This window comes from Enterococcus sp. DIV0561, assembly GCF_050539875.1.
GTDB classification, from domain to species: Bacteria; Bacillota; Bacilli; order Lactobacillales; family Enterococcaceae; genus Enterococcus; species Enterococcus faecalis.
This window is the reverse complement of record NZ_CP172927.1, coordinates 212,501-235,062: the sequence shown is the minus strand read 5'-3', so window position 1 is coordinate 235,062 and position 22,562 is coordinate 212,501. Positions and strand designations below refer to the sequence as shown.

Annotated in this window: 21 protein-coding genes, 25 tRNA genes and 2 rRNA genes (1 of these 48 cut by a window edge); 3 read left to right on the top strand and 45 right to left on the bottom strand. The window is 39.9% G+C overall.

Annotation, left to right across the window (positions count from 1 at the left end):
- Positions 1-24 precede the first annotated feature (24 nt).
- The 4 genes from IGM13_RS01245 to efp form a co-directional block, all read right to left on the bottom strand.
- The gene (locus IGM13_RS01245) at positions 25-1,161 is read right to left on the bottom strand and encodes a cystathionine gamma-synthase (RefSeq protein WP_010715000.1); all 1,137 of its coding nucleotides are present in this window, start codon (positions 1,159-1,161) and stop codon (positions 25-27) included.
- Between the two features lie 13 nt (positions 1,162-1,174).
- Positions 1,175-2,092, bottom strand: a complete 918-nt coding sequence (locus tag IGM13_RS01240) for a PLP-dependent cysteine synthase family protein (protein WP_002419245.1) — start codon at positions 2,090-2,092, stop codon at positions 1,175-1,177.
- A gap of 89 nt (positions 2,093-2,181) precedes the next feature.
- Positions 2,182-2,319: a hypothetical protein gene (locus IGM13_RS01235; protein ID WP_002419246.1), complete on the bottom strand. Its 138-nt coding sequence runs from the start codon at positions 2,317-2,319 to the stop codon at positions 2,182-2,184.
- Positions 2,320-2,488: 169 nt separating this feature from the next.
- Positions 2,489-3,049: an elongation factor P gene (gene efp / locus IGM13_RS01230; RefSeq protein WP_002355202.1), complete on the bottom strand. Its 561-nt coding sequence runs from the start codon at positions 3,047-3,049 to the stop codon at positions 2,489-2,491.
- A 354-nt stretch (positions 3,050-3,403) separates the two neighbouring features.
- On the opposite strand from efp, the gene IGM13_RS01225 reads away from it, so the two are divergent.
- Positions 3,404-4,051 (top strand): FusB/FusC family EF-G-binding protein, encoded by a 648-nt coding sequence (locus IGM13_RS01225; protein ID WP_002355200.1) that lies wholly within the window; start codon positions 3,404-3,406, stop codon positions 4,049-4,051.
- Between the two features lie 38 nt (positions 4,052-4,089).
- Here IGM13_RS01225 and IGM13_RS01220 read toward each other — a convergent pair whose 3' ends face one another.
- The 3 genes from IGM13_RS01220 to fabF form a co-directional block, all read right to left on the bottom strand.
- Positions 4,090-5,058 (bottom strand): dihydroorotate oxidase, encoded by a 969-nt coding sequence (locus IGM13_RS01220; protein WP_002386045.1) that lies wholly within the window; start codon positions 5,056-5,058, stop codon positions 4,090-4,092.
- Between the two features lie 144 nt (positions 5,059-5,202).
- The gene (gene fabZ, locus IGM13_RS01215; RefSeq protein ID WP_002355197.1) at positions 5,203-5,637 is read right to left on the bottom strand and encodes a 3-hydroxyacyl-ACP dehydratase FabZ; all 435 of its coding nucleotides are present in this window, start codon (positions 5,635-5,637) and stop codon (positions 5,203-5,205) included.
- Between the two features lies 1 nt (position 5,638).
- A complete protein-coding gene (gene fabF / locus IGM13_RS01210; protein ID WP_002358339.1) occupies positions 5,639-6,877 on the bottom strand; it encodes a beta-ketoacyl-ACP synthase II in 1,239 nt (412 codons plus the stop codon).
- Positions 6,878-7,174: 297 nt separating this feature from the next.
- On the opposite strand from fabF, the gene fabI reads away from it, so the two are divergent.
- On the top strand, positions 7,175-7,927 hold the full coding sequence (gene fabI, locus IGM13_RS01205) for an enoyl-ACP reductase FabI (RefSeq protein WP_002358338.1): 753 nt from the start codon (positions 7,175-7,177) through the stop codon (positions 7,925-7,927).
- 98 nt (positions 7,928-8,025) lie between these two features.
- Here fabI and IGM13_RS01200 read toward each other — a convergent pair whose 3' ends face one another.
- The 5 genes from IGM13_RS01200 to IGM13_RS01180 all read right to left on the bottom strand — a co-directional run bounded on the left by IGM13_RS01200 (position 8,026) and on the right by IGM13_RS01180 (position 11,250).
- On the bottom strand, positions 8,026-8,439 hold the full coding sequence (locus IGM13_RS01200) for a DUF4809 family protein (protein WP_002389555.1): 414 nt from the start codon (positions 8,437-8,439) through the stop codon (positions 8,026-8,028).
- A 29-nt stretch (positions 8,440-8,468) separates the two neighbouring features.
- Positions 8,469-9,404 (bottom strand): cation diffusion facilitator family transporter, encoded by a 936-nt coding sequence (locus IGM13_RS01195; RefSeq protein WP_002355191.1) that lies wholly within the window; start codon positions 9,402-9,404, stop codon positions 8,469-8,471.
- A 142-nt stretch (positions 9,405-9,546) separates the two neighbouring features.
- Positions 9,547-10,221 carry an HD domain-containing protein gene (locus IGM13_RS01190; RefSeq protein WP_002383916.1) on the bottom strand — a complete coding sequence of 225 codons (675 nt, stop codon included), beginning with the start codon at positions 10,219-10,221 and terminating at the stop codon, positions 9,547-9,549.
- 12 nt (positions 10,222-10,233) lie between these two features.
- A complete protein-coding gene (locus tag IGM13_RS01185; RefSeq protein WP_002355189.1) occupies positions 10,234-10,746 on the bottom strand; it encodes a DNA-3-methyladenine glycosylase I in 513 nt (170 codons plus the stop codon).
- 12 nt (positions 10,747-10,758) lie between these two features.
- Positions 10,759-11,250: a methylated-DNA--[protein]-cysteine S-methyltransferase gene (locus IGM13_RS01180; RefSeq protein WP_002419248.1), complete on the bottom strand. Its 492-nt coding sequence runs from the start codon at positions 11,248-11,250 to the stop codon at positions 10,759-10,761.
- Positions 11,251-11,360: 110 nt separating this feature from the next.
- Between IGM13_RS01180 and IGM13_RS01175 the strand changes: the two genes are divergently transcribed.
- A complete protein-coding gene (locus IGM13_RS01175) occupies positions 11,361-11,954 on the top strand; it encodes a bifunctional transcriptional activator/DNA repair enzyme AdaA (RefSeq protein WP_002419250.1) in 594 nt (197 codons plus the stop codon).
- A 17-nt stretch (positions 11,955-11,971) separates the two neighbouring features.
- Here IGM13_RS01175 and IGM13_RS01170 read toward each other — a convergent pair whose 3' ends face one another.
- The 33 genes from IGM13_RS01170 to IGM13_RS01010 all read right to left on the bottom strand — a co-directional run.
- Positions 11,972-12,715, bottom strand: a complete 744-nt coding sequence (locus IGM13_RS01170; protein ID WP_002419251.1) for an alpha/beta hydrolase — start codon at positions 12,713-12,715, stop codon at positions 11,972-11,974.
- A 137-nt stretch (positions 12,716-12,852) separates the two neighbouring features.
- The gene (locus IGM13_RS01165; RefSeq protein ID WP_002419252.1) at positions 12,853-13,671 is read right to left on the bottom strand and encodes a histidine phosphatase family protein; all 819 of its coding nucleotides are present in this window, start codon (positions 13,669-13,671) and stop codon (positions 12,853-12,855) included.
- Between the two features lie 20 nt (positions 13,672-13,691).
- Entirely contained in the window at positions 13,692-15,158 is a 1,467-nt protein-coding gene (locus IGM13_RS01160; RefSeq protein ID WP_010816269.1) for a glycoside hydrolase family 1 protein, read from the bottom strand.
- Positions 15,159-15,280: 122 nt separating this feature from the next.
- Positions 15,281-16,711, bottom strand: coding sequence for a 6-phospho-beta-glucosidase (locus IGM13_RS01155; RefSeq protein ID WP_002355183.1), 1,431 nt, complete (start codon positions 16,709-16,711; stop codon positions 15,281-15,283).
- Positions 16,712-16,734: 23 nt separating this feature from the next.
- The gene (locus IGM13_RS01150; protein ID WP_033591569.1) at positions 16,735-18,633 is read right to left on the bottom strand and encodes a beta-glucoside-specific PTS transporter subunit IIABC; all 1,899 of its coding nucleotides are present in this window, start codon (positions 18,631-18,633) and stop codon (positions 16,735-16,737) included.
- A 79-nt stretch (positions 18,634-18,712) separates the two neighbouring features.
- Positions 18,713-19,549 (bottom strand): BglG family transcription antiterminator LicT, encoded by an 837-nt coding sequence (gene licT, locus IGM13_RS01145; RefSeq protein ID WP_033591570.1) that lies wholly within the window; start codon positions 19,547-19,549, stop codon positions 18,713-18,715.
- Positions 19,550-19,791: 242 nt separating this feature from the next.
- Positions 19,792-19,863 (bottom strand) — tRNA-Glu (locus IGM13_RS01140).
- Between the two features lie 15 nt (positions 19,864-19,878).
- Positions 19,879-19,966: transfer RNA gene (locus IGM13_RS01135), tRNA-Ser, on the bottom strand.
- Positions 19,967-19,976: 10 nt separating this feature from the next.
- A tRNA-Ile gene (locus tag IGM13_RS01130) sits at positions 19,977-20,050 on the bottom strand.
- 13 nt (positions 20,051-20,063) lie between these two features.
- Positions 20,064-20,134 (bottom strand) — tRNA-Gly (locus IGM13_RS01125).
- A 14-nt stretch (positions 20,135-20,148) separates the two neighbouring features.
- A tRNA-Phe gene (locus IGM13_RS01120) sits at positions 20,149-20,221 on the bottom strand.
- Positions 20,222-20,226: 5 nt separating this feature from the next.
- Positions 20,227-20,300, bottom strand: a tRNA-Asp gene (locus IGM13_RS01115).
- Between the two features lie 48 nt (positions 20,301-20,348).
- A tRNA-Met gene (locus IGM13_RS01110) sits at positions 20,349-20,422 on the bottom strand.
- A gap of 33 nt (positions 20,423-20,455) precedes the next feature.
- Positions 20,456-20,545 (bottom strand) — tRNA-Ser (locus IGM13_RS01105).
- 12 nt (positions 20,546-20,557) lie between these two features.
- A tRNA-Glu gene (locus IGM13_RS01100) sits at positions 20,558-20,629 on the bottom strand.
- Positions 20,630-20,643: 14 nt separating this feature from the next.
- A tRNA-Ile gene (locus tag IGM13_RS01095) sits at positions 20,644-20,717 on the bottom strand.
- Positions 20,718-20,726: 9 nt separating this feature from the next.
- Positions 20,727-20,797 (bottom strand) — tRNA-Gly (locus IGM13_RS01090).
- Position 20,798: 1 nt separating this feature from the next.
- Positions 20,799-20,875: transfer RNA gene (locus IGM13_RS01085), tRNA-Asp, on the bottom strand.
- A 38-nt stretch (positions 20,876-20,913) separates the two neighbouring features.
- Positions 20,914-20,987 (bottom strand) — tRNA-Met (locus IGM13_RS01080).
- Between the two features lie 33 nt (positions 20,988-21,020).
- Positions 21,021-21,110, bottom strand: a tRNA-Ser gene (locus IGM13_RS01075).
- A gap of 33 nt (positions 21,111-21,143) precedes the next feature.
- Positions 21,144-21,217 (bottom strand) — tRNA-Ile (locus IGM13_RS01070).
- A 20-nt stretch (positions 21,218-21,237) separates the two neighbouring features.
- Positions 21,238-21,311, bottom strand: a tRNA-Met gene (locus IGM13_RS01065).
- Positions 21,312-21,333: 22 nt separating this feature from the next.
- Positions 21,334-21,406: transfer RNA gene (locus tag IGM13_RS01060), tRNA-Ala, on the bottom strand.
- A 13-nt stretch (positions 21,407-21,419) separates the two neighbouring features.
- Positions 21,420-21,493: transfer RNA gene (locus tag IGM13_RS01055), tRNA-Pro, on the bottom strand.
- Positions 21,494-21,504: 11 nt separating this feature from the next.
- A tRNA-Arg gene (locus tag IGM13_RS01050) sits at positions 21,505-21,578 on the bottom strand.
- 14 nt (positions 21,579-21,592) lie between these two features.
- Positions 21,593-21,678, bottom strand: a tRNA-Leu gene (locus IGM13_RS01045).
- Between the two features lie 15 nt (positions 21,679-21,693).
- Positions 21,694-21,765, bottom strand: a tRNA-Gly gene (locus tag IGM13_RS01040).
- Between the two features lie 4 nt (positions 21,766-21,769).
- Positions 21,770-21,845 (bottom strand) — tRNA-Thr (locus tag IGM13_RS01035).
- 6 nt (positions 21,846-21,851) lie between these two features.
- A tRNA-Leu gene (locus IGM13_RS01030) sits at positions 21,852-21,933 on the bottom strand.
- Positions 21,934-21,949: 16 nt separating this feature from the next.
- Positions 21,950-22,022 (bottom strand) — tRNA-Lys (locus IGM13_RS01025).
- A gap of 6 nt (positions 22,023-22,028) precedes the next feature.
- Positions 22,029-22,101 (bottom strand) — tRNA-Val (locus IGM13_RS01020).
- Positions 22,102-22,115: 14 nt separating this feature from the next.
- Positions 22,116-22,231: ribosomal RNA gene (gene rrf / locus IGM13_RS01015) — 5S ribosomal RNA — on the bottom strand.
- Positions 22,232-22,327: 96 nt separating this feature from the next.
- A 23S ribosomal RNA gene (locus tag IGM13_RS01010) occupies positions 22,328-22,562 on the bottom strand (it continues 2,678 nt past the right edge of the window).

Below are 22,562 nucleotides of genomic sequence, written 5' to 3'. Positions count from 1 at the left end.
CGTCTAAAGACGAGGGCCTTTTGTTTATGCTTGTAATCCCTTTTCTAAATCAGCCAACAAGTCTTCGACTGCTTCAATTCCTACAGATAAACGAATGAGTCCATCTTTAATTCCCACGGCTTCACGATTTTCCTTGGGAATAGATGCGTGAGTCATAATGGCAGGTACTTCAATTAAACTTTCTACGCCACCTAAACTTTCCGCTAAAGTAAAAATTTCCAACGTTTCTACGAAAGGAACGACTTGCTCATCCTTGGCTAATTCAAAAGAAATCATACCACTAAACCCCGACATCTGTTTTTGCGCAATTTCGTGACCAGGATGACTCGCTAGTCCTGGATAATACACCGTTGCTACAGCTGGATGCGCTTCTAAAAATTCTGCGATTTTTTGAGCATTTTGGGCATGCGCTGCCATCCGGACGCCTAATGTTTTTAAACTACGTTGGACCAACCAACTATCATGTGGTCCTAAAACAGCGCCAATCGCATTTTGTAAAAAGGCAATCTTTTCTGCGCTTTCTGGATGATTCGTTACGACTAAACCAGAAACTACATCACTATGGCCCCCTAAATATTTTGTCCCGCTGTGAACCACAATATCAGCACCTAACGCTAACGGCCGTTGAAAATAAGGCGTTGCAAACGTATTATCGACAATGGTTAACAACTGATGTTTTTTAGCAAGCTTAGCCGCCGCTTCAATATCTGTAATTTTTAACAGTGGATTACTTGGTGTTTCCAAAAACAAGGCTTTTGTATTTGGCTGAATTGCGGCTTCAATTGTTGCTAAGTCGCTGGCGTTTACAATCGTATAGCTTAACCCATTTGCTACAAATACTTTGTCCAATAAACGGAAACTGCCCCCATAGACATCGTCACCTAATAAAATATGATCTTCGGGTCCAAACATAGAAATGATTGCATGAATACCCGCTAAGCCTGAGCTAAACGCAAAGCCATGGCTCCCACCTTCTAACTCAGCAATTAAGGTTTCTAACGCGTGACGTGTGGGATTACCTGAACGAGAATATTCATATTCTTTTGGCTGGCCCACGCCGTTTTGTTCAAAGGTTGACGTTTGATAAATAGGAACACTCACTGCACCTGTTGTTGTATCTTTACTAATGCCGCCATGAATTAATTTGGTATTGAATTTCATAAAAGTTTTCCTCCTAAGAATAAATATTTTTTGATAAATAACGGTCACTACCGTCAGGAAAAATAGTTACAATTGTGCTACCTGCTGGTAAGCGGCGCGCCTCTCTTAATGCCGCCGCAAACGCTGCGCCGCTGGAGCTTCCCACCAGCAAAGCGCTTTTCTTGGCTAATTGTTTGACCCAGAAAAAACCATCCTCGTCTGAAATGGTATAAAAGCCGTCCACAGGAATCTGTTTAAGAAAAGGCGGCACGAACTCCACGCCAATACCTTCGATCTCATGTCCGTGTGCAGGTCCGCCATTTAAAATTGAACCTTCTGGCTCCACGCCCCATAATTGCGTCTTACTATTTTGTTCTTTGAGATATCTGCCAACACCTGCAAATGTTCCACCACTGCCTAAACCTGCGACAAAGCTAGTAATCTTCCCGCCTAGGTCTTGAACAATTTCAGGTCCTAATCCTTCGTAGTAAGCAGCAGGATTATCCGGATTTTCAAATTGTAACGGCACGTAACTATTAGGAATTTCCTTGGCTAAGTCTAGAGCACTAGTTATCGCTCCGACAATCCCTTGCTCTGTTTGCGAAGGGACAATTTTAGCACCTAACGCTTGCATCAGCTGTTGTTTTTCCTGACTAAATTTTTCTGGCACAACAAAGATTGTCTTGAGGCCCAGTTGACTGGCAGCTAATGCCAGGCCAATCCCTGTATTCCCCGCTGTCGGTTCAATAATTGTTGTGGCTTGATTTATCTTTCCCGTTTTCATTGCTTCTTTGAGAAGATGCACACCAAGCCGATCTTTGACACTGCCACCTGGATTCAAATATTCTAGTTTCGCATAAATTTTAGTGCCTTCTGGCATAGGATATTGTTCACTTGTAAATTCAAATAATGGTGTTGCTCCGATTGTGTCTAAAATTGACTGAACAATCATAGTGAATTCCTCCTTCTAATACATGTACATAAAACAAAAAGGTGCTGATCGCATCAGCACCTTTTTTGTTTATTTCTGGTTGTCTAGATTCAGAGAGGAATCGTGTTAGGCAATTTTTCAGAAATAACGGAGGTTTTCCCCATCACAAAAGAGTATGCTGCACTATTTTGCACCATACAACAACAGCTTTCCGTTTCTAAAAAAAAGCTAGCTTGTTTTTTCGTCATGGTTGATTTCCTCCTTCGTCATGTGTTGACCAAACTATACCATTTCCCATTTTCTAGTGTCAACGATTCTAACGATTGCTATTTCCTATCACACCAATGGTTTTCTTATAGGTAAAAGAATTAATAGACCAAAAAAAAACAGAAGGCTAGCCTTCTGTTTTTCTGCTACTTATTTAGCACGTTTTAAATACGTACCTTCCGCAGTATTGATTTCTAATAATTCGTCTGCTTCAACAAAATCTGGAACGTTAACAACTAATCCTGTTTCCATTGTAGCGGGTTTACCAGAACCAGTTACTGTTGCGCCTTTGATTGAAGGTTGTGTTTCAGCAACACGTAAAATTACCGTTGTTGGTAAAGTTAAACCAATGACTTCTTCACCATAAAATTGAATTTTTACTTCCATATTTTCTAATAAATATTTTAGTTCTTCTTCAATTAAAGCAGTTGGTACTTCGTATTGTTCATATGTTTCTAAATCCATGAAAATAGCCATATCATCTTGGCTGTATAAATATTGAACCGGTTTTGTATCGATGTGCGCTTTTTTCACTTTTTCATCTGGGCGCATTGTTGTATCTGTTGTTGAACCCGTACGAACATCTTTTAATTTCATACGCATAACCGTGTTACCTTTACCTGGTTTGTGGTGGCTAGCTTCCATTACTTTAATTAATTTGCCGTCTTGCTCAAAAGTCATACCGGCTTTTAAATCGCTTGCTGCAATCATTGTAATTTCTCCTTTTCTCTGGTTAATTCTTCATTATTGTAGCAAATAACCTAGGATTAATCTAGGAAATCACGTATCTTTTTTAGAAGTTTATCACTCCCCAGACATTGAATTGGGAAATAAAACGAGTTTAACTTGCCTTTTTTCTTGAATTGCGTTAGAATTACCAAGCTTTCATCAATTATTTTCACTTTTTACATAGAAAAAATCAATCATTAAAGGGGGTGATGATATGATACGTCAAACGCTATCTTTATCAAAAACACATGAGGTTGTCTGTCACTAAACATACGTTGGTGAGACAAATTGCCTTTCAGCGTATGTATTCGGTCTATTTGAAAGGAATTTAAAATCATGAACCCAACTATTCAACCTTACCAATTTAACATAATTAAAGAACAAGTCGCTGTGTTACTAAACACCTATACGTCTGTCAACGATGCTACGACTGTCAAAACTGTCCAGGCCCTATGTGCCGAAAAAATCAATGGGTTATTTCCAGAAGAACACCCTGCTGTTACGATTTTGTTGGACAAAGTGATGGATCGTCGTTTAACACGCGCACGTGCTGAAAAATATTTAGATGAATTAAAAGAAACCGTGCTGCCCTTTAAAGAACCTTCAACACCACAAGTCACGAAAGTCTTTCGCAAAGTGAAAAAGTTAAAGATTCCTGAGTGGGAAAACATGGATTTACGGAACAATACCTATGTCGGTTGGAACGACGCTGGGACTCAGAAAAAATTTATCTTAGCTTATCGAGAAAATAAATTAATCGGCGTCCACGGCACCCTTTCACCCACCATTGTTAAAGGTGTTTGCTCCATCTGTCAAACAATCACGAATGTGTCTATGTTCCTAGCTACCACCAAATCAGGCGGTGACGGAACCTACACGAAAAAAGGCAATTACATTTGCCATGATAGCGACACCTGTAACCAACAATTAACACAACCTGAATATTTGGAAGCCTTTATGGAAAATGTTAAGGCTGTGAAATAACAAAAAAACCGTCAAGAAATTTTCTTGACGGTTTTTTGTTACATCTCTTTCAATTTCCCACGAAATTCTTCAATACTTTCATAACCTTTTGCTGCCATGATTTCTTGTAATTCTTTGGCTAGACGCTCAAAAACTTGTGGACCTTCTTGATGCAATTGTGTGCCAACTTGTACTAATGTCGCACCACATAAAAGATGCTCAAAAACATCCTTTCCGCATGTAATACCGCCCGTTCCAATAATTTTGATTTCTGGTTTCAAACGTTGCGCAAACGCACGAACATTGGCTAACGCTGTTGGTTTGACATATTCGCCGCCCAGTCCACCGAAACCTCCTTTTGGTTTAATGACCACTTCTTCCTTGTCACTGTCAATATATAAACCATTACCGATGCTATTAATACTATTCACGTATACTAAAGGGAATTTATTTAAAATTTCAGCCATTGCGTCAAAATGCGCAATATCAAAAAATGGGGGTAATTTTACACCTAATGGTTTAGTAAAAAATTGAAAAACTTCTGTTAAAAGCTTTTCTGTTAATTCAAAATCATAAGCAATTTGCGGTTTACCAGGTAAATTGGGACAAGACAAATTAAATTCTGTCACTCCTGTGTATTCACTTTCTTGCACTTTTTTTAAAATAGCGATATTTTCCTCATAATTCATACCAGATACAGATAAAAAGCGTAACTCCTCAGGAAATTCCTTTTGACGTGCAATCTGATAATCTAAATAATAATCAATCCCTAAATTAGGCAAGCCCATTGAGTTAATACTTCCTAATGGTGTATCAAAATACCGAGGCTCCTCATTGCCCTGACGAGGATTAGGTGTTGCTGTCTTAGCGACAAAAGCACCTGCTTGAGAAGCCGCTAACTCATCCATTTCCTTAATTGTCATACAATGAATGCCTGATGCGTTCATTAACACATTCGCCAATTTATGTCCCGAAAACTCTACTGAAATATCCAAAAGAAAAACCCTCCTGTAAATTGTTTTACTCATAAGCTTACCACCTTCACGTAAGCTTTTCATGATTATAGCATGTTTTTTTGCGTTAGTGTTATTTATATAAATTTAAAAAGGAATAAGCCAATATGACTTATTCCTTTTCTTAGGGAAACTAACGTATCCAAAATTGATTGATTCTTATCGTCCCACAATAAACGTCAATTCACATTCGCAGACCTTTTTATCTTCCACGTAAGCAGTCGCTTTGCCGATGCCGACAAAGTCACGTAATTTGACGATTTCAAAATGTAATTTCAAGACATCACCAGGGACCACTTTTTGACGGAATTTGGCTTTGTTAATACCGCCAATATAGGCCGTTTCACCTTCAAATTGATCCATTTTTAAGATTAAAATCGAACCTACTTGTGCCAATGCTTCAATAATCAAAACGCCTGGCATTGTTGGATTTCCAGGGAAATGTCCTTGGAAAAATTCTTCGTTAATTGTCACATTTTTTGTTGCAATAATCTTTTCATTTGGAATAATTTCATCCACATAATCAATATAACAAATCGGATAGCGATTAGGAATCATTTCCATAATTTCTGTTGCAGTCATTACTTTTTTCATACTAGTTTTCCTCCCATTTCTTCAAGCAAATTACACCATTATGGCCACCAAAGCCAAACGAATTACTAATTGTATAGTCCGCTGTAATGTCACGTGCACCTTCTGTGACATAATCTAAATCACAATCTGGATCAGCTACTTGGTAGCCTACTGTCGGATGAGCTTTTCCTTCTTGCAATGTTTGCACACAAGCGATCGCTTCGATACCGCCAGCCGCGCCCAATAAATGTCCAGTCATACTCTTTGTACTTGAAATTGGAATTTGCGATGCTCGCTCACCAAAGACACGTTTGATGGCCGTTGTTTCCGCAGCGTCATTCGCTGGGGTTGACGTACCATGAGCATTGATATACCCAATTTGTTCCGGCGTAATCCCTGCTTCCGCAATCGCCATTTCCATCGCAGCCGCCGCGCCACTACCGTCTTTTAAAGGAGCGGTCATGTGGCTAGCATCACAGTTGCTGCCATATCCAACAATTTCGCCGTAGATAGTTGCGCCACGTTTCTGTGCATGCTCGAGTTCTTCTAAAACCAGCATTCCTGCGCCTTCACCCATCACAAAACCTTTTCGTTCTTTATCAAAAGGAATCGAAGCCCGAGTCGCATCTTCTGTTGTATTTAAAGCATTCAATGCCGCAAAACCGGCAATCCCAATTTCACATACTGTGGCTTCTGTGCCACCAGTTACCATCATGTCCGCTAAACCATATTTAATCGTGCGAAAAGCTTCACCAATCGCATTCGTCGCAGAAGCACAAGCAGTCACGATAGTTTGAGAAGGTCCTTTTGCACCTAGACGAATCGAAATATTTCCCGCTGCCATATTAGCAATTACCATAGGCACGAAAAATGGTGTTACGCGTTTTGCGCCTTTTTTATCCATTACCCGTACTTGGTCTTGTAAGGTAGTCATCCCGCCGATCCCACTACCGACAATCACACCTAAACGAGTCGGGTCAATCGTTGCTTCTGTTAAACCACTCATTTCCCACGCTTCTAAAGCAGCCACCAAGCCATATTGAGAAAATAAGTCCATTCTTTTTTGCTCTTTGCGTTCTAAAACAGCACTTGGGTCAAACTCTTTCACTTCGCCAGCCAAAGCCACCCCAGTATCTTCAGAATCAAATTTAGTGATTTTGCCAATTCCTAGCTTGCCATCCACTAGATTATGCCAAAATTCTTTTACGGTATTGCCTAATGGTGTTACGGCTCCCATGCCGGTTATGACCACTCTTTTCATACTGTACCTCCGAGTTTATTTTGATTATCAAACTATTATTTCATGCGGTTTCCAGCACTTTTTCTTAAAAAATAAGAAAAATAGTTTGACTTTCAAAGTATTTTGGTTAATAATTCAGACATCAGGAAAAATGTCTGTTTTTTTCAAGATTAGAAAATTGAGAAGATTTTGTTATCATTCTCACACAGATAATACCAGTTGAAATTTTATTCGTCAACTCAATAAATGTAACTTTTACATTTTGATGAAGAAAAGCCTATTCTATCAACAAAAATTTTTTATTAAAGGAGATTTTATATGTTTTTACAAAATAAGAATGTCGTCGTAATGGGTGTTGCCAACAAAAAAAGTATTGCTTGGGGCTGTGCAAAAGCATTAAAAGATCAAGGGGCCAATGTTATTTATACGTATCAAAACGAACGCATGAAAAAGCAAGTGGTTAAATTAGCAGATGAAAATGATTTGTTGGTGGAGTGCGATGTTGCTTCTGATGCGTCCATTCAAGCAGCCTTTGAAACAATCAAAAACGAAGTGGGCACAATCGATGGACTAGTCCATGCGATTGCTTTTGCCAAAAAAGAAGAATTGTCTGGAAACGTTAGTGACATCACTCGTGATGGTTTCCTATTAGCACAAGATATTAGTAGCTACTCTCTTTTAGCAGTCACTCATTATGCGAAACCTTTGTTAAATCCTGGTTCAGGAATTGTCACATTGACGTATTTAGGTTCCGAACGTGCGATTCCTAACTACAATATGATGGGGATTGCTAAAGCTTCTTTAGAAACTGCCGTGAAATATTTAGCTTTTGAATTAGCTGCAGATAAAATTCGTGTCAATGGAATCTCCGCAGGAGCGATTAAAACATTGGCTGTGACTGGTGTAAAAGACTACGATCAATTGATTAGTATTTCTAATGAGCGGACACCAGATAAAACAGGTGTAACCATTGAAGAAGTCGGAAACACTTGTGCCTTTTTAGTCAGTGAACTAGCTAGTGGTGTGGTCGGTGACATCATTTATGTCGATAAAGGCGTTCACTTAACTTAATCATTTTTTGTCTTTATTTTCTATTTATACATTAAAAAACAGAGATTGGACAATCTCTTTCACTCATTGATTGTCCAATTTCTGTTCTATTTTGTACTTTATTCTATAATAAAATTGACAGTTTCAATTCCAAAAACAGTTGTTAGGATTTGATTGACTTGTTCAAAAAGTTTTGGTAAATCTTCCAGTTTATTTTTAGATTGGATTTTTTCAGAACCGTTATCGTAGCTTAAATGATTGTACGTTTCTTTAAAGGTTACTGCTGTGTCTTCTTTTCGATAAAGGATATATTCGTCATCTAGCATATCCATTTGCAGCTCCTGTTTAAATCCATTTCTGGCAACAACAGCAGAAACTAGATGAGCAACTGTCAAGCCATCTAACGGAATGTCCACTCCATTCATTGCTAATGTGTAGACGGTATCTTCCACTAAACCACAGGCGTTGCAACCACCACTGGTTAAATCTACTGTACTTGTTATAATTGCCTCTTGCATCGTTTCTTCCCCCATATTGTTTTTTAAAGTTATTCTTTCATTTGTTATTTACGAACGTAATTCACATCATAATCGTCAACTTCAATATAGATATAGATTTTTTTATCAGGCATTTTACTGCGAATGTCTCGTTCAATCGCATTCACAACATCAGGTGCATCTTCTTCCATTGGTTCTACCACATCAATTTTTGCCGCTACTAAAATTTCAGTTGGGCCTAAATGAACGGTTTTTACATCAATTAGTTTTTCAACATCCGCCCGATCAAATGCAGTTTTAATTTTTGCTAAATCTGTAGCGGTCACACTTTCGCCTATAATCAAACTATAAAATTCTTTCGCTAAGAAAATGGCTGCACACATTAATAGTAAACCAATCAGTAAACCACTGATAGCATCAAATGCAGCAATCCCAGTTACCATCGTTAAAAGGGTCCCCACCAAAGCTAAACACAAACCAATAACCGCACAAAAGTCTTCCGTAAAAATAATTAAAATTTCACTGTGACGACTTTCTCGCAAAAATTTTAAGAGCGATAACTTCTCTGTATTCAATTCTTTGATTTCTTTCATCGCTACACGCAACGAGCTACCTTCCACAAGCAAACCAAAAATTAAAATACCAATGACAATAGCCACATTTTCTACTTCGTGAGAGGGATGCAGTAACTTCTGAATAGCCTCCATTACGCCTAACGCACCCCCACCAAAAAAGAGCATCGTTGCAACAATTGTACTAAAAAAGTATTTTGCACGGCCTTCTCCAAATTGATGTAATGCACTTTGTCCACGAGAAGCGCGCTTATTCCCAAAAAGTAATAACACCTGGTTACTACAATCTACGACACTGTGGATACTTTCATTCATCATAGCGGTACTACCACTTAAAGCAAAACCAACAAATTTACTAATCGCTACTAAAATATTCGCAATCAGTGCGGCAATAACTGCAAACATGCCACTCGATTTTTTTGTCTCCATAATTACCTCCTATATGTAACGTAAAACTAAGATAAACCACCCGTTTATTCATCCATCATTTTACCACTTCTGAGGTATTTGTAAAAAAGAGTTCTCTTAAAATTCAAAAAGAAATGTACTGACTGTTTTAGTTGGCCCTCATTTATCGGTGTCCGTCCCACTCTTGATAAAATTCCTCCAGATAAAGTTCCATAAATTGATGACGCTTTTCCGCCAATAAGCGACCATAATTTGTATTCATTTGTTCCTTTAACTTTAAAAGTTTCTCGTAAAAATGCATAATAGCAGTATCTTCCCCATTCCGGTATTCTTCTTGGGTTAACTGTTCACGAGGTTGTTTGTGAGGATCGTGAATTAAACGGCCTTTATTTCCCGAATAAGCCATCACCCGTGCAATTCCAATCGCACCGATGGCATCTAATCGATCCGCATCCTGGACCACTTTTCCTTCTAATGTAGTGACTGTTTTCCCAGTATTTCCTCCTTTAAAGGACATATTAGCAATAATAGAAAGGATGTGATTCGTTTGCTCTGTTGATACGTCATTCGCTTCCAACCATTGTTGCACCTTTAGCAAGCCAGCCTCTTCACTTTCGTTAAATTTTTCATCGCCAATATCATGTAACAATGCTGTTAATATACATAAAAATAAATTTGCTTGTTCTTTCTCTGCAATTGTTTTTGCTAATTGTGTCACCCGATAAATATGCCACCAGTCATGGCCACTTGCTTCGTTGGCTAATTCTTGTTGAACATAACGCTCTGCTGCTTGAATAATTGTTTGTTCTTCAAAACTAAGAGATTCATTTTCAAACATCCTAACACTCCTTTATTCTGGATTTAAAATTTCCACCTGGATAATCCCGCTAGCTTTCAGAAACATATTGGTGACAATCGGACCTACAAAAGAAAATCCTCTTTTTTTTAAGTCTTTTGCTACGTTATCTGACAAAAGCTGTGTGCGCGGGACTTGGTATGCTTCTTCATAAATAGATAAAACGGGGACGTTTTTTACAAATTGCCATAGATAATTGGCAAAACTGCCAAATTCTTCTTGTACTTTTAAAATTGCTTGCGCATTTTTAATGGTTGCTTCAATTTTGCGCCGATTGCGAATCATATCTGGATCAGCTACTATTCGATCGACTTCGTCAGGCAACAGCGCGGCAACTTTTTCCGGCTTCATTTGGCAAAAATTTTTCATGAATGCTACTTTTTTCCCTGCTGCTGCTTTCCAACTTAAACCAACTTGAAAAACACCCACCGTCAACAATAAAAACAGCAAATCATCCTCTCTTGTAGGTTTTCCCCATTGTTCTGTATACCATTGATAGTTGTTCATCGCCGCCTCCTTTTAAGACTGTTCAAATGTTAATAATGCTTGTTTCATTGCTAAACCACCACGGTAACCGGTTAATTGTCCCTTGCTGCCGATGACTCGATGGCAAGGAATGACCATTAATAAAGGATTTTTCCCAATCGCTGTGCCAACTGCTCGAACCGCACGTGGACGCCCAATTTTTTCTGAAATTTCTTGATAGGTCATTGTCTCACCATAAGGGATTTCTTGCAACGCCTGCCAAACTTCTTTTTGAAAGGGCGTTCCTTCGATGTCTATGGGGCAAGCAAACGTTGTCGAATGTTGGTTAAGATAACTTATTAATGCTTCTTTATAAGGCGCAGTTTTCTTTTCAGAAGCTTCTAATTGTGCTTGAGGGTACCAGTTTTTCAGCTCTTCTATCGATTGATTGGCTGAACCTACAAAAGCTAGTCCAGCGTCTGTCACACCAAGATAATAGTGATCTTTCTGCCATTCTTGTTGCGCATAATAAATCTTTTTTACCATATGTCTACACTTCTTTCTCGTGTTTTCTTATCTTCATTATAATTCTTTTGGCTTTCAAAATCTTGCGCTCCTATCACTTTTTACTTGTTTTTATTAGGGATTCTTTTACAATGAAGAAAACGGGAGGTGTGCTTACAATGAAAACAACGTATCGACTTACTCAGAAACGTTGGGAAGCCATTCAAAAAAATAATACGCAATTTGATGGTGATTTTTTTTATGGTGTGACCACAACTAAAATTTTTTGTCGTCCTTCGTGCCCTTCCCGTGTGCCCAACAAGAACCACGTTCTGATTTTCAAAACGGCTCAGGAAGCTTTAACACTTGGTTTTCGTCCATGTAAAAGATGTCAACCAACCGGGCAAGTCGTTCCTAACGAGGAATGGGTTGCTCAAATTAAGCAATTTATTGATCGGCATTCAGCGGAACCTTTAAGTTTAGACTATTTAGCGCAAGCCTGCCACGGTAGTCCCTTTCATTTGCAGCGAACCTTTAAGGAACAGACGAAACAAACCCCATTAGCTTATTTAACAAGTGTCCGAATTAGGCAAGCCCAAGAATTGCTTCTCCATTCACCCCTTACGATTCAACAAATCGCGAAAAAAGTTGGCTTCCAAACCGCAGCATATTTTGCCACCACTTTTAAAAAAGAAACAGGCGTAACCCCCTCTGTTTATCGTATTAAAAATGAGCCGAAAAAATAACATTTCGGCTCATCGGATTATTTATTGGGGCGTGATTGTAGCCACGCTACAATCAATTGACTGATTTCTGTTTGCTGTTGCTCGTTAGAAATTGTCGCTTTGTTGTCTCCTTTTTGGACACCGTAATTACCAAACCCTGCATGGTTACCACCTTTGATAGATACATACTGCGTATCTTTTGGCAAAAACTGTTTGGCTTTTTGGTAGCTAGTCCAATTTAAAACACCATCGTTTGTGGCTGTTATTGACAGAACCGGCAGTTTTTGCTTGTTTAGTGCACCTTTTTCGTCAGGATAGCTGGCTAAATAAATCATGCCTTTGATTCGTTGCTCATTTTCCGCTACAAAACGACTAGCCATCACACCACCCAGGGAATGCCCAGCCAAAACGAAGTTTTGTTGTGGATGATCCTTTATAATTTGTTCTGCAGCATTTGGTGCAAGAACCGCTAAATTCAAAGGAAAATGAACAACATAGACATCATAACCTTTCGTAGCAACTTCTTGCGCCCATTCACTATAACTAGCTGGCACAACCAATGCACCTGGATAAAAAATCAGTGCTGTATCATTTTTTTGCCCGTTTGTGTAATAATCATAGTTTTTTTCTTGCGCGGCACTTTGACTTATTTTTAAGGCCGAATCGGTCGCTTGATACGTACTATTTTTAATAAAAATAGTCAGGCCGATGACTAAGATTACTAAAAAAAGCCCAAGTCCTAGGACAATTTTTTTCAAGCGTGATTTTGTTCTATTTTTCATCTCATTTCCTCCCAATGAAAAAATTCTTCTTTCTGATTCTACCTTTAATAAAAAAAGAACACAACAATAGGAGTTGGTGGAGCAACCCTTTTCTTGCTCCACCAACTCCTAAATAAACTGTTTCTCGACGCCTTAGATTATTTTGATTCTTTTTTGCCTGCTTCTAAGTAGCTGACATCATTGACTTTATCCAAAGTATACTCGCCATTTTTGTAATGAATCGTTGTAACACTAGCATTCTTCAAACCGCCTTCTGGGACTTTAAAATCATCAAATAAAGTTGCTAACAACGCTGAAATACTCAAGCCATGAGAGACCACTAAAACATTGCCATTTCCGGGATTGGCTGATTCTGTGGCAACAATTTTATCTAAGCCTTTTTTCAAACGTTTGGTAATTGTAGCATAGTCTTCTGCAGGCCAGTTATTCTTGCTTTCCTCGCGCTGTTGATCCAGTTTAGCTACACTGTTGGCAAAAGATTCAGGGGTCATGTTTTTCATAAATTCTTCTAAGGAAACACCTTGATCATCAGCAATATCCTGCCACATTGTCTTGTTTAAATCCCCTTCATAGCTACCAAAATTAAATTCACGTAAATCTGGGTCACGCACGACTTCAAGGTCTTTGCCTGCTTTATTTTGATCTAAAATAAGTTGAGCAGTTTGCAAGGCGCGGCCACTATCACTACTATATGCATTTTGAAAGGCAACATCTTTCAAACCAATCCCAGTTGCGGTCACAACTTTTTCACCTTCTGGTGTTAAGACCGCATCTGACCATCCTTGTACGCGGTCCGTCGTATTTAACATGGTTTTTCCATGGCGCACAATGTAAAGAGTTAGTTCTTCAGGTTTTGTCTCTTTTTCTTTTGTCGTTGCTTGCTGATTTTTACCACAACCAACCATTACTAAAATGGCCAGAAAAAGCATCCCCACAATCGTCAATCGTTTTTTCATTTTTTATTTCCCCTCATTTTCTACTCAGTTGTTAAGTTTTCACCATTACTAGCGATAACTTGTTTGTACCAATTAAATGATTTTTTCTTAGTTCGTTTCAAGGTTCCCTGACCTTCGTCATCCATGTCTACATAGATAAAGCCGTAACGTTTTTTCATTTCGCCAGTCCCTGCTGAAACTAAGTCAATACAACCCCATGGCGTATAACCAATTAAGTTAACCCCGTCTTCTTCTACTGCGGTTCTCATGGCTTCAATATGTTGTTTAAAATAATCAATGCGGTAATCGTCGACAATCGAGCCATCCTCTTGCAATGTGTCCACCGCGCCAAACCCGTTTTCAACCACAAACAATGGCATATTGTAACGATCTGACAACTGACACAATGAAATTCTTAATCCTAAAGGATCGACAGCCCAGCCCCATTCAGATTCTTGCAAATAAGGATTTTTAACCGCAGGCATTTGGTTGCCTCCGACATATTTTACTTCTTCGGGATAAGCAGTCGAAACGGTCGACATATAATAACTAAACCCGATATAATCAACTGTTCCTTTTTGAATAATCGCTAAATCCTCTGACTCCATTTGAATTGTCATTCCTTCACGCTCAAATTCTTTGAGCTTATGCGCTGGATAATATCCCTTAGCCTGGACATCCATATAAAATTCTTGCTCTCGGTTAAATTGAACAGCTGCCATCACGTCCTCAGGTTTGCAGGACAAAGGATAACTTGGGATATAAGCCACCATCATACCAATCTGGAAATCTGGATTGATGGAATGTCCTAATTCAACTGCTTTCGCACTTGCTACAAATAGATGATGTGCCGCTTGATATTTACTTTGTTTATCATTATTGTGAATCCCAATTTGCGTCCAACTTCTTAAAAAATTAATTTCATTAAAAGTCATCCAATACTTCACTTTATTCTGATAACGTGTAAAAATGGTTTCGCAAAAGAAAACAAAGAAATCAATCACTTCACGATTTTTCCAACCATCATATTCATCGGCCAAATACATCGGAATATCAAAATGGTTAATCGTCACAACAGGCTCAATTCCATGGCGCAGCAAAGTATCAAAAACTTTATCATAAAAGGCTAAGCCTTCTTCATTAATCTCTTTTGTTCCATTTGGGCAAATCCGGCTCCAGGCGATAGACAGCCGAAAACATTTGAAACCCATTTCTGCAAATAAGGCGATATCTTCTTCGTAATGATGGTAAAAGTCCGTCGCTACATGGCTAGGATAGTATAACTCTTCATCGATATAGCCAATCGCTCCTTCGGGCAATGCTTGATCGCGCGTACACGAAGCTTTTTGGCCCTCTTTAGTTAAATACGTAATCCGTCGCGGTTCTGTTTGACTACCACCAGTAATTGCATCTAATGTACTCAGACCTTTGCCTCCTGAAAGATAGCCACCTTCATATTGGTTAGCAGCTGTTGCGCCGCCCCATAAAAAATTTTCTGGAAATCCCATAAAATCCCTCTTTCCCTCTGTTTTTAGGCATAACAAAGAAACCATCAAGGGAATTGACGCTGGCAGAAGAGTCCTTGTTTTTTCTACCAACGTCAAACGCCCTTTAATAGTTGCTAATTTTATTAATTACTTAAATCTTCACCATTTGTTGCGATTACTTTTTTGTACCAATCAAACGATTTCTTCTTGCTTCGTTTTAACGTACCATTTCCTTCGTTATCGCGATCCACATAGATAAAGCCATAGCGTTTTTTCATTTCACCAGTTCCAGCTGATACTAAATCAATACAGCCCCAAGTCGTATAGCCTAACAAGTCGACACCATCTTGTTCAACGGCATCTTTCATCGCTTGAATATGCGCCGCCAAATAATCGATACGATAATCATCGACTACATAACCATTTTCGTCTGGTGTGTCTACCGCTCCTAAGCCATTTTCAACAATGAATAGTGGTTTTTGATAACGATCATATAAGTCATTCATCGTAATTCTCAAACCAAGTGGATCAATTTGCCAACCCCATTCACTGGCTTTTAAATAAGGATTTTTCACAGAGGCAAAGATGTTACCAGCTGTTTGCTCATTAATTTCTGGATCTGTTGATGTGACACGAGAAGAATAATAAGAGAACGAAATGAAGTCCACCGTATGTTCTTTTAAAAGTTCTTCGTCGCCTTCTTCCATTTCAATTTGAATACCTTTACGTGCCATTTCTTTTAAAGCATACGCAGGGTATTCCCCGCGTGATTGGACATCAATAAAGAAATAATTTTCACGATCTGCTTGTCGAGCAGCGAAAACATCTTCTGGTTTGCAAGTATAAGCGTAGTTGGAACCAGCCGCTAACATACAACCTACTTGGTTTTCAGGATCTACCTCATGAGCAATTTTTGTCGCAATTGCACTTGCTAGTAGTTCATGATGGGCCGCTTGGTATTTCACTTGTTCTTTGTTTTCGCCTTCTTCAAAGTATAGACCTGCTCCCATAAATGGTGCATGTAAAATCATATTAATTTCGTTAAATGTTAACCAATACTTGACTAATCCTTTATATCGGTTGAAAATTACACGGCAAAGATTTTCATAGAAACCTACTAACTTACGACTACGCCAAGCGCCATATTCTTCCACTAAGTGCATTGGGCAGTCAAAGTGTGTAATCGTTACTAGTGGCTCAATCCCATATTTATGACATTCTTTGAATAAGTCTTCATAGAACTTCAAGCCTTCCTCATTCGGCTCTGTTTCATCTCCCATTGGAAAAATTCGACTCCAAGCAATGGATAAACGGTATGTTTTAAAACCCATTTCACCAAACAAGGCGATATCTTCTTTATAGCGATGATACATATCAATCGCCTCTTGTGCAGGATAGAAATGTTCCTCATCAAAGTTAAACATTTTCTTTTCACCAGTGATTACTGGAAAACGATCTGGACCAGTTGGCGCTAAATCGACGTTTGCCAGACCGCGTCCACCTTCGTTATAGCCACCTTCACATTGATTGGCTGCTGTTGCGCCACCCCATAAAAAGTCTTTTCTAAATGCCATAAATTCTCTTCCTCCACATCTTTTTATATTAAAGCGGTCAGCAAATCATCGCTTGTTGAAACTTCATTACTGCCGACTTCCAAAATATCTAAATAATCCGCTGTATTCGTCACAACGATTGGGATTTGTGTACTAAACCCAGCTTTTTTAATTCCTTCTAAATCAAAGGTTACTAATGTTTGACCTTTTTTCACGCGGTCACCTTGTTTTACAAAAGCTTCAAAGCCTTCACCTTCTAATTGAACTGTATCAATCCCAATATGAATCAATAATTCTGTGCCGTTATCTGAAATCAAACCTAATGCATGTTTTGTTGGGAATAGTGTGACAATCGTTCCATCAAAGGGTGCAACCACTTTACCTTCCGTTGGTTCAATCACGACCCCATTTCCTAAAGCTCCATTTGCAAAAGCAGGATCCTCTGCATTTTTTAAAGATAACACTCGTCCTTTGACTGGACTTGTAATATTTTCTTTTTTAATCGTTGTTTTATCAATAATCACTTCTTCTTCCTCAACTGTATTGTCTTTCCAGAAGAAGAATGTTAGACCAAAACCAACGACCGCTGCAATGGCAATTGCAATAAAGGACTGAATCATCCCACTTGCATCATCACCATTGATAAAGTTTAGCACACCGAAAATTCCTAAACCACCCATTGTATAAGCTGTCACATTGTTGATCATCAAATATAAACCACCGACAGCGCCACCAATCATTGAATAAATAAATGGCCATTTTTTCGGTAAAGTGATTCCATAAATCGCTGGCTCTGTTACACCAAAAATACCAGAGATAATTGCTGGCGGACACAAAGCTTTTAACTTTTTATCTTTCAATTTGAAGAACATCGCTAAAACAACCGCTGTTTGCGCAAAACTAGCTGCAAATGATCCCGTTAATACTTGGCTTGAACCTTCTTGTGTCACTTGCATAATAGCTAATGGCACAACGCTCCAATGTAAACCAAAAATAACTAAGACTTGCCAGAAGAAACCAAGAATCAAACCATACAAAGCTGGTGAGAAACTCATTAATGCTGTAAAGCCAGCGCTTAATAAATCCGTTAGCATGCTAACGATTGGCCCAATTACTAAGAAACCAATTGGTAAGGCAATCAACAAGACAAAAAACGGTACTAAGAACGTTTGAACAACTTCTGGAATAATACGTTTAAACACTTTTTGAACTTGTGCCGCAAAAGCAATAATGAAGATGATTGGTACGACACTACTTGTATAGTTCGCACCGACCCAAGGAATCCCCATAAATGTATTATAGGCAGGTAAGCCGAATAAATTATACGGTGCTGCGGCTCCGGCACCCGCTGTTGTTTCAAAGGCCGTTTGTAATGCACTTCCTTGAATCGTTGGGTAACATAAAGCTGCGCCAATCACGATCCCTACCATTGGATGCAACCGGAATTTTTTAGCTGCTGTATAACCTAAAATAACTGGCATAAAGTAGAAAATTGCATCGCCAATCCCATTTAACATGGTATAAGTCCCTGACGTAGCCGTATAGAGCTTTAAGAAAACCAATAAGGCATTTAACCCTTTGACCATCCCAGCCGCTGCTAACGCCCCTAAAAAGGGTTGGAAACAACCACTTAAAATATCTATTAAGCGATCAAATAAATTCCCACTAGAAGCTTCTTCTTCACGTTCTCCTGACAAGCCTGCAATACTAACTACTTCTTCATAAACGGCTGGGACATGATTTCCAATAACGACTTGGTATTGTCCACCGCTTTTCATAACAGTTACCACACCTTCCATATTTTTTAAGACATCATCATTCGCTTGACTCTCATCTTTTAATTTGAAGCGAAGACGTGTGATACAATGTGTCAAACTATTAATATTCTCTTGCCCACCGACATTTTTTACAATTTTTTCTGCTAGTTCATGATATTTTCCCATCTTTTTTTCCTCCAAAAATTTATTTTCATTTGAAGGTTTAGCCAACTGAATGTCACTATCCAAAGTGGTGCGTTTAATGTTACGTTGTTTGTACAATTCGTGCAATGTGAATCGTTAGGTACAAGCGTTCTTCATTTGAAACTTGATAGTCATAGTTCTCATTTAAATACAAGCTGATCTTTTCCACGCAACGATAGGCGTTGAGATATTTCTTTTTAATTACCGCATACAGTTCTTCATCATCATTTTCGACAACTTCACGTTGGTGTAATAAGCGATAACAGAAAAATTTTAAATGTGTGCTAAATCGATAAAAGTAAACAGAGTCTTCATCAAAACTTACCTTAAAATAGTATTTGACGATATTTGTAATCTCTTGCATCAACTTTGTCAATTCGTAAATATTACCGACTTCTTCCTCCATCTCCGCATTCACCAAGTGCAATGCGATAAAACCTGCCTCATCCGTTGACAATTCCATTCCTACGCGCTTTTGTACCATTTTTAAAGCATTTACTCCTACTTCGTACTCTTCAGGAAAAAAACGTTTAATATCCCATAATAATAAATTCTTAATTGCAATTCCTTGTTTTTTTCTTTCTAAAGCTGTGTACAAATGATCCGTCAGAGAAATATAAATGGTATCATTCAAACTCTTTTTCAACGTTGATTTTGCATAAACAATAATGTCATCCGAGAGTTTCATCATCTCTAAAGGAATATTTCCTAACAATTCTTGAAACTTAAGTGATGTTTCTTGATTGGCTAAATAAAAAACTTGATCGATACTTTCATCAGGAACCCAATCCCCAATGCGTTTCTTAAAAGCAATTCCTTTGCCCATAACAATTTGCTCTCGTTTATCATCATCTAATGTAATAACCACATTATTGTTCAAAATTTTGTGAATAATCAATGCCCCACCTCCTTTGTGTTTCGTTGAAAAAAGAAAAACCCAATTTCTTCAAAAAGAACGACACATCTGTCGCTTCATGAAAAAATTAGGTTTAGCTTGTCTTTAAACAATCACTATCCATCTATTTACTTATCCCTACATCCAAAGAATAACATATTTACAACAAATGTCAACGCTTTCAACGACATTTTTTTGTAATAAAAATAAAAAAAGCATACAAACATTGTTTGTATGCTTCACTATGACCCGTACGGGACTCGAACCCGTGTTACCGCCGTGAAAGGGCGGTGTCTTAACCGCTTGACCAACGGGCCATTAAAAAGAAAAAACGGAGAAGGAGGGATTTGAACCCTCGCGCCGGTTTCCCGACCTACACCCTTAGCAGGGGCGCCTCTTCAGCCACTTGAGTACTTCCCCAAGAAATAAATGGGCCTAAATGGACTCGAACCATCGACCTCACGCTTATCAGGCGTGCGCTCTAACCAGCTGAGCTATAGGCCCCAAATAAGAAAAAAGCGGGTGACGAGAATCGAACTCGCGACAACAGCTTGGAAGGCTGTGGTTTTACCACTAAACTACACCCGCAAATTTTTCTTGGATGGCGCGGGACAGAATCGAACTGCCGACACATGGAGCTTCAATCCATTGCTCTACCAACTGAGCTACCGAGCCAAAAACGGTCTGGACGGGACTCGAACCCGCGACCTCCTGCGTGACAGGCAGGCATTCTAACCAGCTGAACTACCAAACCAATTCGTTTTTGCTTTATGCAAATGTATGCTTTAAAAAATAAAAGCAATTGCGGGGGCAGGATTTGAACCTACGACCTTCGGGTTATGAGCCCGACGAGCTACCTGACTGCTCCACCCCGCGATAATTAGACCAAGGAAAATTGATTCCTAAGAAAGGAGGATAAGGGATTCGAACCCTTGCACGGTTTTACCCGCCTGACGGTTTTCAAGACCGTTCCCTTCAGCCGGACTTGGGTAATCCTCCGTAACAAAACTATGACCCGTACGGGACTCGAACCCGTGTTACCGCCGTGAAAGGGCGGTGTCTTAACCGCTTGACCAACGGGCCATTTTATAAAATTATGGGCCTAAATGGACTCGAACCATCGACCTCACGCTTATCAGGCGTGCGCTCTAACCAGCTGAGCTATAGGCCCAAAAAGAAAAGCGGGTGACGAGAATCGAACTCGCGACAACAGCTTGGAAGGCTGTGGTTTTACCACTAAACTACACCCGCATGGCGGTCTGGACGGGACTCGAACCCGCGACCTCCTGCGTGACAGGCAGGCATTCTAACCAGCTGAACTACCAAACCATACTTTTCTTTTTATGTGCTTTTGAAATCAAAAGCAATTGCGGGGGCAGGATTTGAACCTACGACCTTCGGGTTATGAGCCCGACGAGCTACCTGACTGCTCCACCCCGCGATAATTAGACTAAGGAAAATTGATTCCTAATAAAGGAGGATAAGGGATTCGAACCCTTGCACGGTTTTACCCGCCTGACGGTTTTCAAGACCGTTCCCTTCAGCCGGACTTGGGTAATCCTCCATGATAAAAATAAAACTATAAACAACGTCACAATGGACCTTGTAGGACTCGAACCTACGACCGGACGGTTATGAGCCGTCTGCTCTAACCAACTGAGCTAAAGGTCCAGGCTCTTCCAAATGTATAATCGCGGCGGAGGGGATCGAACCCCCGACCTCCCGGGTATGAACCGGACGCTCTAGCCAGCTGAGCTACACCGCGAAACTCTTATATTAAATAAGAATGGAGCCTAGCGGGATCGAACCGCTGACCTCCTGCGTGCAAAGCAGGCGCTCTCCCAGCTGAGCTAAGGCCCCATGAAAATTATTATCGGGAAGACAGGATTCGAACCTGCGACCCCTTGGTCCCAAACCAAGTGCTCTACCAAGCTGAGCTACTTCCCGTATATAACTAATGCACCCAAAGGGAGTCGAACCCCTAACCTTTTGATTCGTAGTCAAACACTCTATCCAGTTGAGCTATGGGTGCTAAATATAAAACAATGCCGAGGACCGGAATCGAACCGGTACGGTGATCACTCACCGCAGGATTTTAAGTCCTGTGCGTCTGCCAGTTCCGCCACCCCGGCGTAATGAATTGGCTAAGCGGAAAACGGGGTTCGAACCCGCGACCCCCACCTTGGCAAGGTGGTGCTCTACCACTGAGCTATTTCCGCAAAATGGTGCCGGCTAAAGGACTTGAACCCTCGACCCTCTGATTACAAATCAGATGCTCTACCAACTGAGCTAAGCCGGCTAAATATGCGGGTGAAGGGACTTGAACCCCCACGCCTTGCGGCGCTAGATCCTAAATCTAGTGCGTCTGCCAATTCCGCCACACCCGCAAATGAAATATGAATATGAGCCGTACAGGGCTCGAACCTGTGACCCTCTGATTAAAAGTCAGATGCTCTACCAACTGAGCTAACGGCTCAAAAAATGGAGGTTAACGGGATCGAACCGCTGACCCCCTGCTTGTAAGGCAGGTGCTCTCCCAGCTGAGCTAAACCTCCAAAAACAACAATTCGCGTGGCGACGTCCTACTCTCACAAAGGGAAACCCTTCACTACAATCGGCGCTAAGAAGCTTAACTTCTGTGTTCGGCATGGGAACAGGTGTATCCTTCTCGCTATCGCCACCACACTGGGTGTTGTTTCTTATTGAGTTGAATCTTCATTCACTCAAAACTGGATTGAAGTTTGAATCAAAATAACCAAGTTGCTTTTACTTATCCATTCTTTGGTTAAGTCCTCGACCGATTAGTATTGGTCCGCTCCAACTATCACTAGCCTTCCACTTCCAACCTATCTACCTGATCATCTCTCAGGGGTCTTACTTTCTTAAAGAAATGGGAAATCTCATCTTGAGGTGGGCTTCACACTTAGATGCTTTCAGCGTTTATCCCTTCCCTACATAGCTACCCAGCAATGCCCTTGGCAGAACAACTGGTACACCAGCGGTAAGTCCATCCCGG

Coding starts and splice junctions, on each gene's coding strand:
- efp (WP_002355202.1), bottom strand. CDS start 3,049: ATGATTGCAGCAAGCGATTTAAAAGCCGGTATGACTTTTGAGCAAGAC.
- IGM13_RS01195 (WP_002355191.1), bottom strand. CDS start 9,404: ATGGAGACAAAAAAATCGAGTGGCATGTTTGCAGTTATTGCCGCACTG.
- IGM13_RS01185 (WP_002355189.1), bottom strand. CDS start 10,746: ATGAACAACTATCAATGGTATACAGAACAATGGGGAAAACCTACAAGA.
- IGM13_RS01200 (WP_002389555.1), bottom strand. CDS start 8,439: ATGGGGGAAGAAACGATGCAAGAGGCAATTATAACAAGTACAGTAGAT.
- IGM13_RS01160 (WP_010816269.1), bottom strand. CDS start 15,158: ATGGGATTTCCAGAAAATTTTTTATGGGGCGGCGCAACAGCTGCTAAC.
- IGM13_RS01180 (WP_002419248.1), bottom strand. CDS start 11,250: ATGGTAAAAAAGATTTATTATGCGCAACAAGAATGGCAGAAAGATCAC.
- IGM13_RS01170 (WP_002419251.1), bottom strand. CDS start 12,715: ATGAAAAATAGAACAAAATCACGCTTGAAAAAAATTGTCCTAGGACTT.
- IGM13_RS01225 (WP_002355200.1), top strand. CDS start 3,404: ATGAACCCAACTATTCAACCTTACCAATTTAACATAATTAAAGAACAA.
- IGM13_RS01155 (WP_002355183.1), bottom strand. CDS start 16,711: ATGGCATTTAGAAAAGACTTTTTATGGGGTGGCGCAACAGCAGCCAAT.
- IGM13_RS01220 (WP_002386045.1), bottom strand. CDS start 5,058: ATGAGTAAAACAATTTACAGGAGGGTTTTTCTTTTGGATATTTCAGTA.
- fabF (WP_002358339.1), bottom strand. CDS start 6,877: ATGAAAAGAGTGGTCATAACCGGCATGGGAGCCGTAACACCATTAGGC.
- IGM13_RS01190 (WP_002383916.1), bottom strand. CDS start 10,221: ATGTTTGAAAATGAATCTCTTAGTTTTGAAGAACAAACAATTATTCAA.
- IGM13_RS01245 (WP_010715000.1), bottom strand. CDS start 1,161: ATGAAATTCAATACCAAATTAATTCATGGCGGCATTAGTAAAGATACA.
- IGM13_RS01175 (WP_002419250.1), top strand. CDS start 11,361: ATGAAGAAAACGGGAGGTGTGCTTACAATGAAAACAACGTATCGACTT.
- IGM13_RS01235 (WP_002419246.1), bottom strand. CDS start 2,319: ATGACGAAAAAACAAGCTAGCTTTTTTTTAGAAACGGAAAGCTGTTGT.
- IGM13_RS01150 (WP_033591569.1), bottom strand. CDS start 18,633: ATGGGAAAATATCATGAACTAGCAGAAAAAATTGTAAAAAATGTCGGT.
- fabZ (WP_002355197.1), bottom strand. CDS start 5,637: ATGAAAAAAGTAATGACTGCAACAGAAATTATGGAAATGATTCCTAAT.
- fabI (WP_002358338.1), top strand. CDS start 7,175: ATGTTTTTACAAAATAAGAATGTCGTCGTAATGGGTGTTGCCAACAAA.
- IGM13_RS01240 (WP_002419245.1), bottom strand. CDS start 2,092: ATGATTGTTCAGTCAATTTTAGACACAATCGGAGCAACACCATTATTT.
- IGM13_RS01165 (WP_002419252.1), bottom strand. CDS start 13,671: ATGAAAAAACGATTGACGATTGTGGGGATGCTTTTTCTGGCCATTTTA.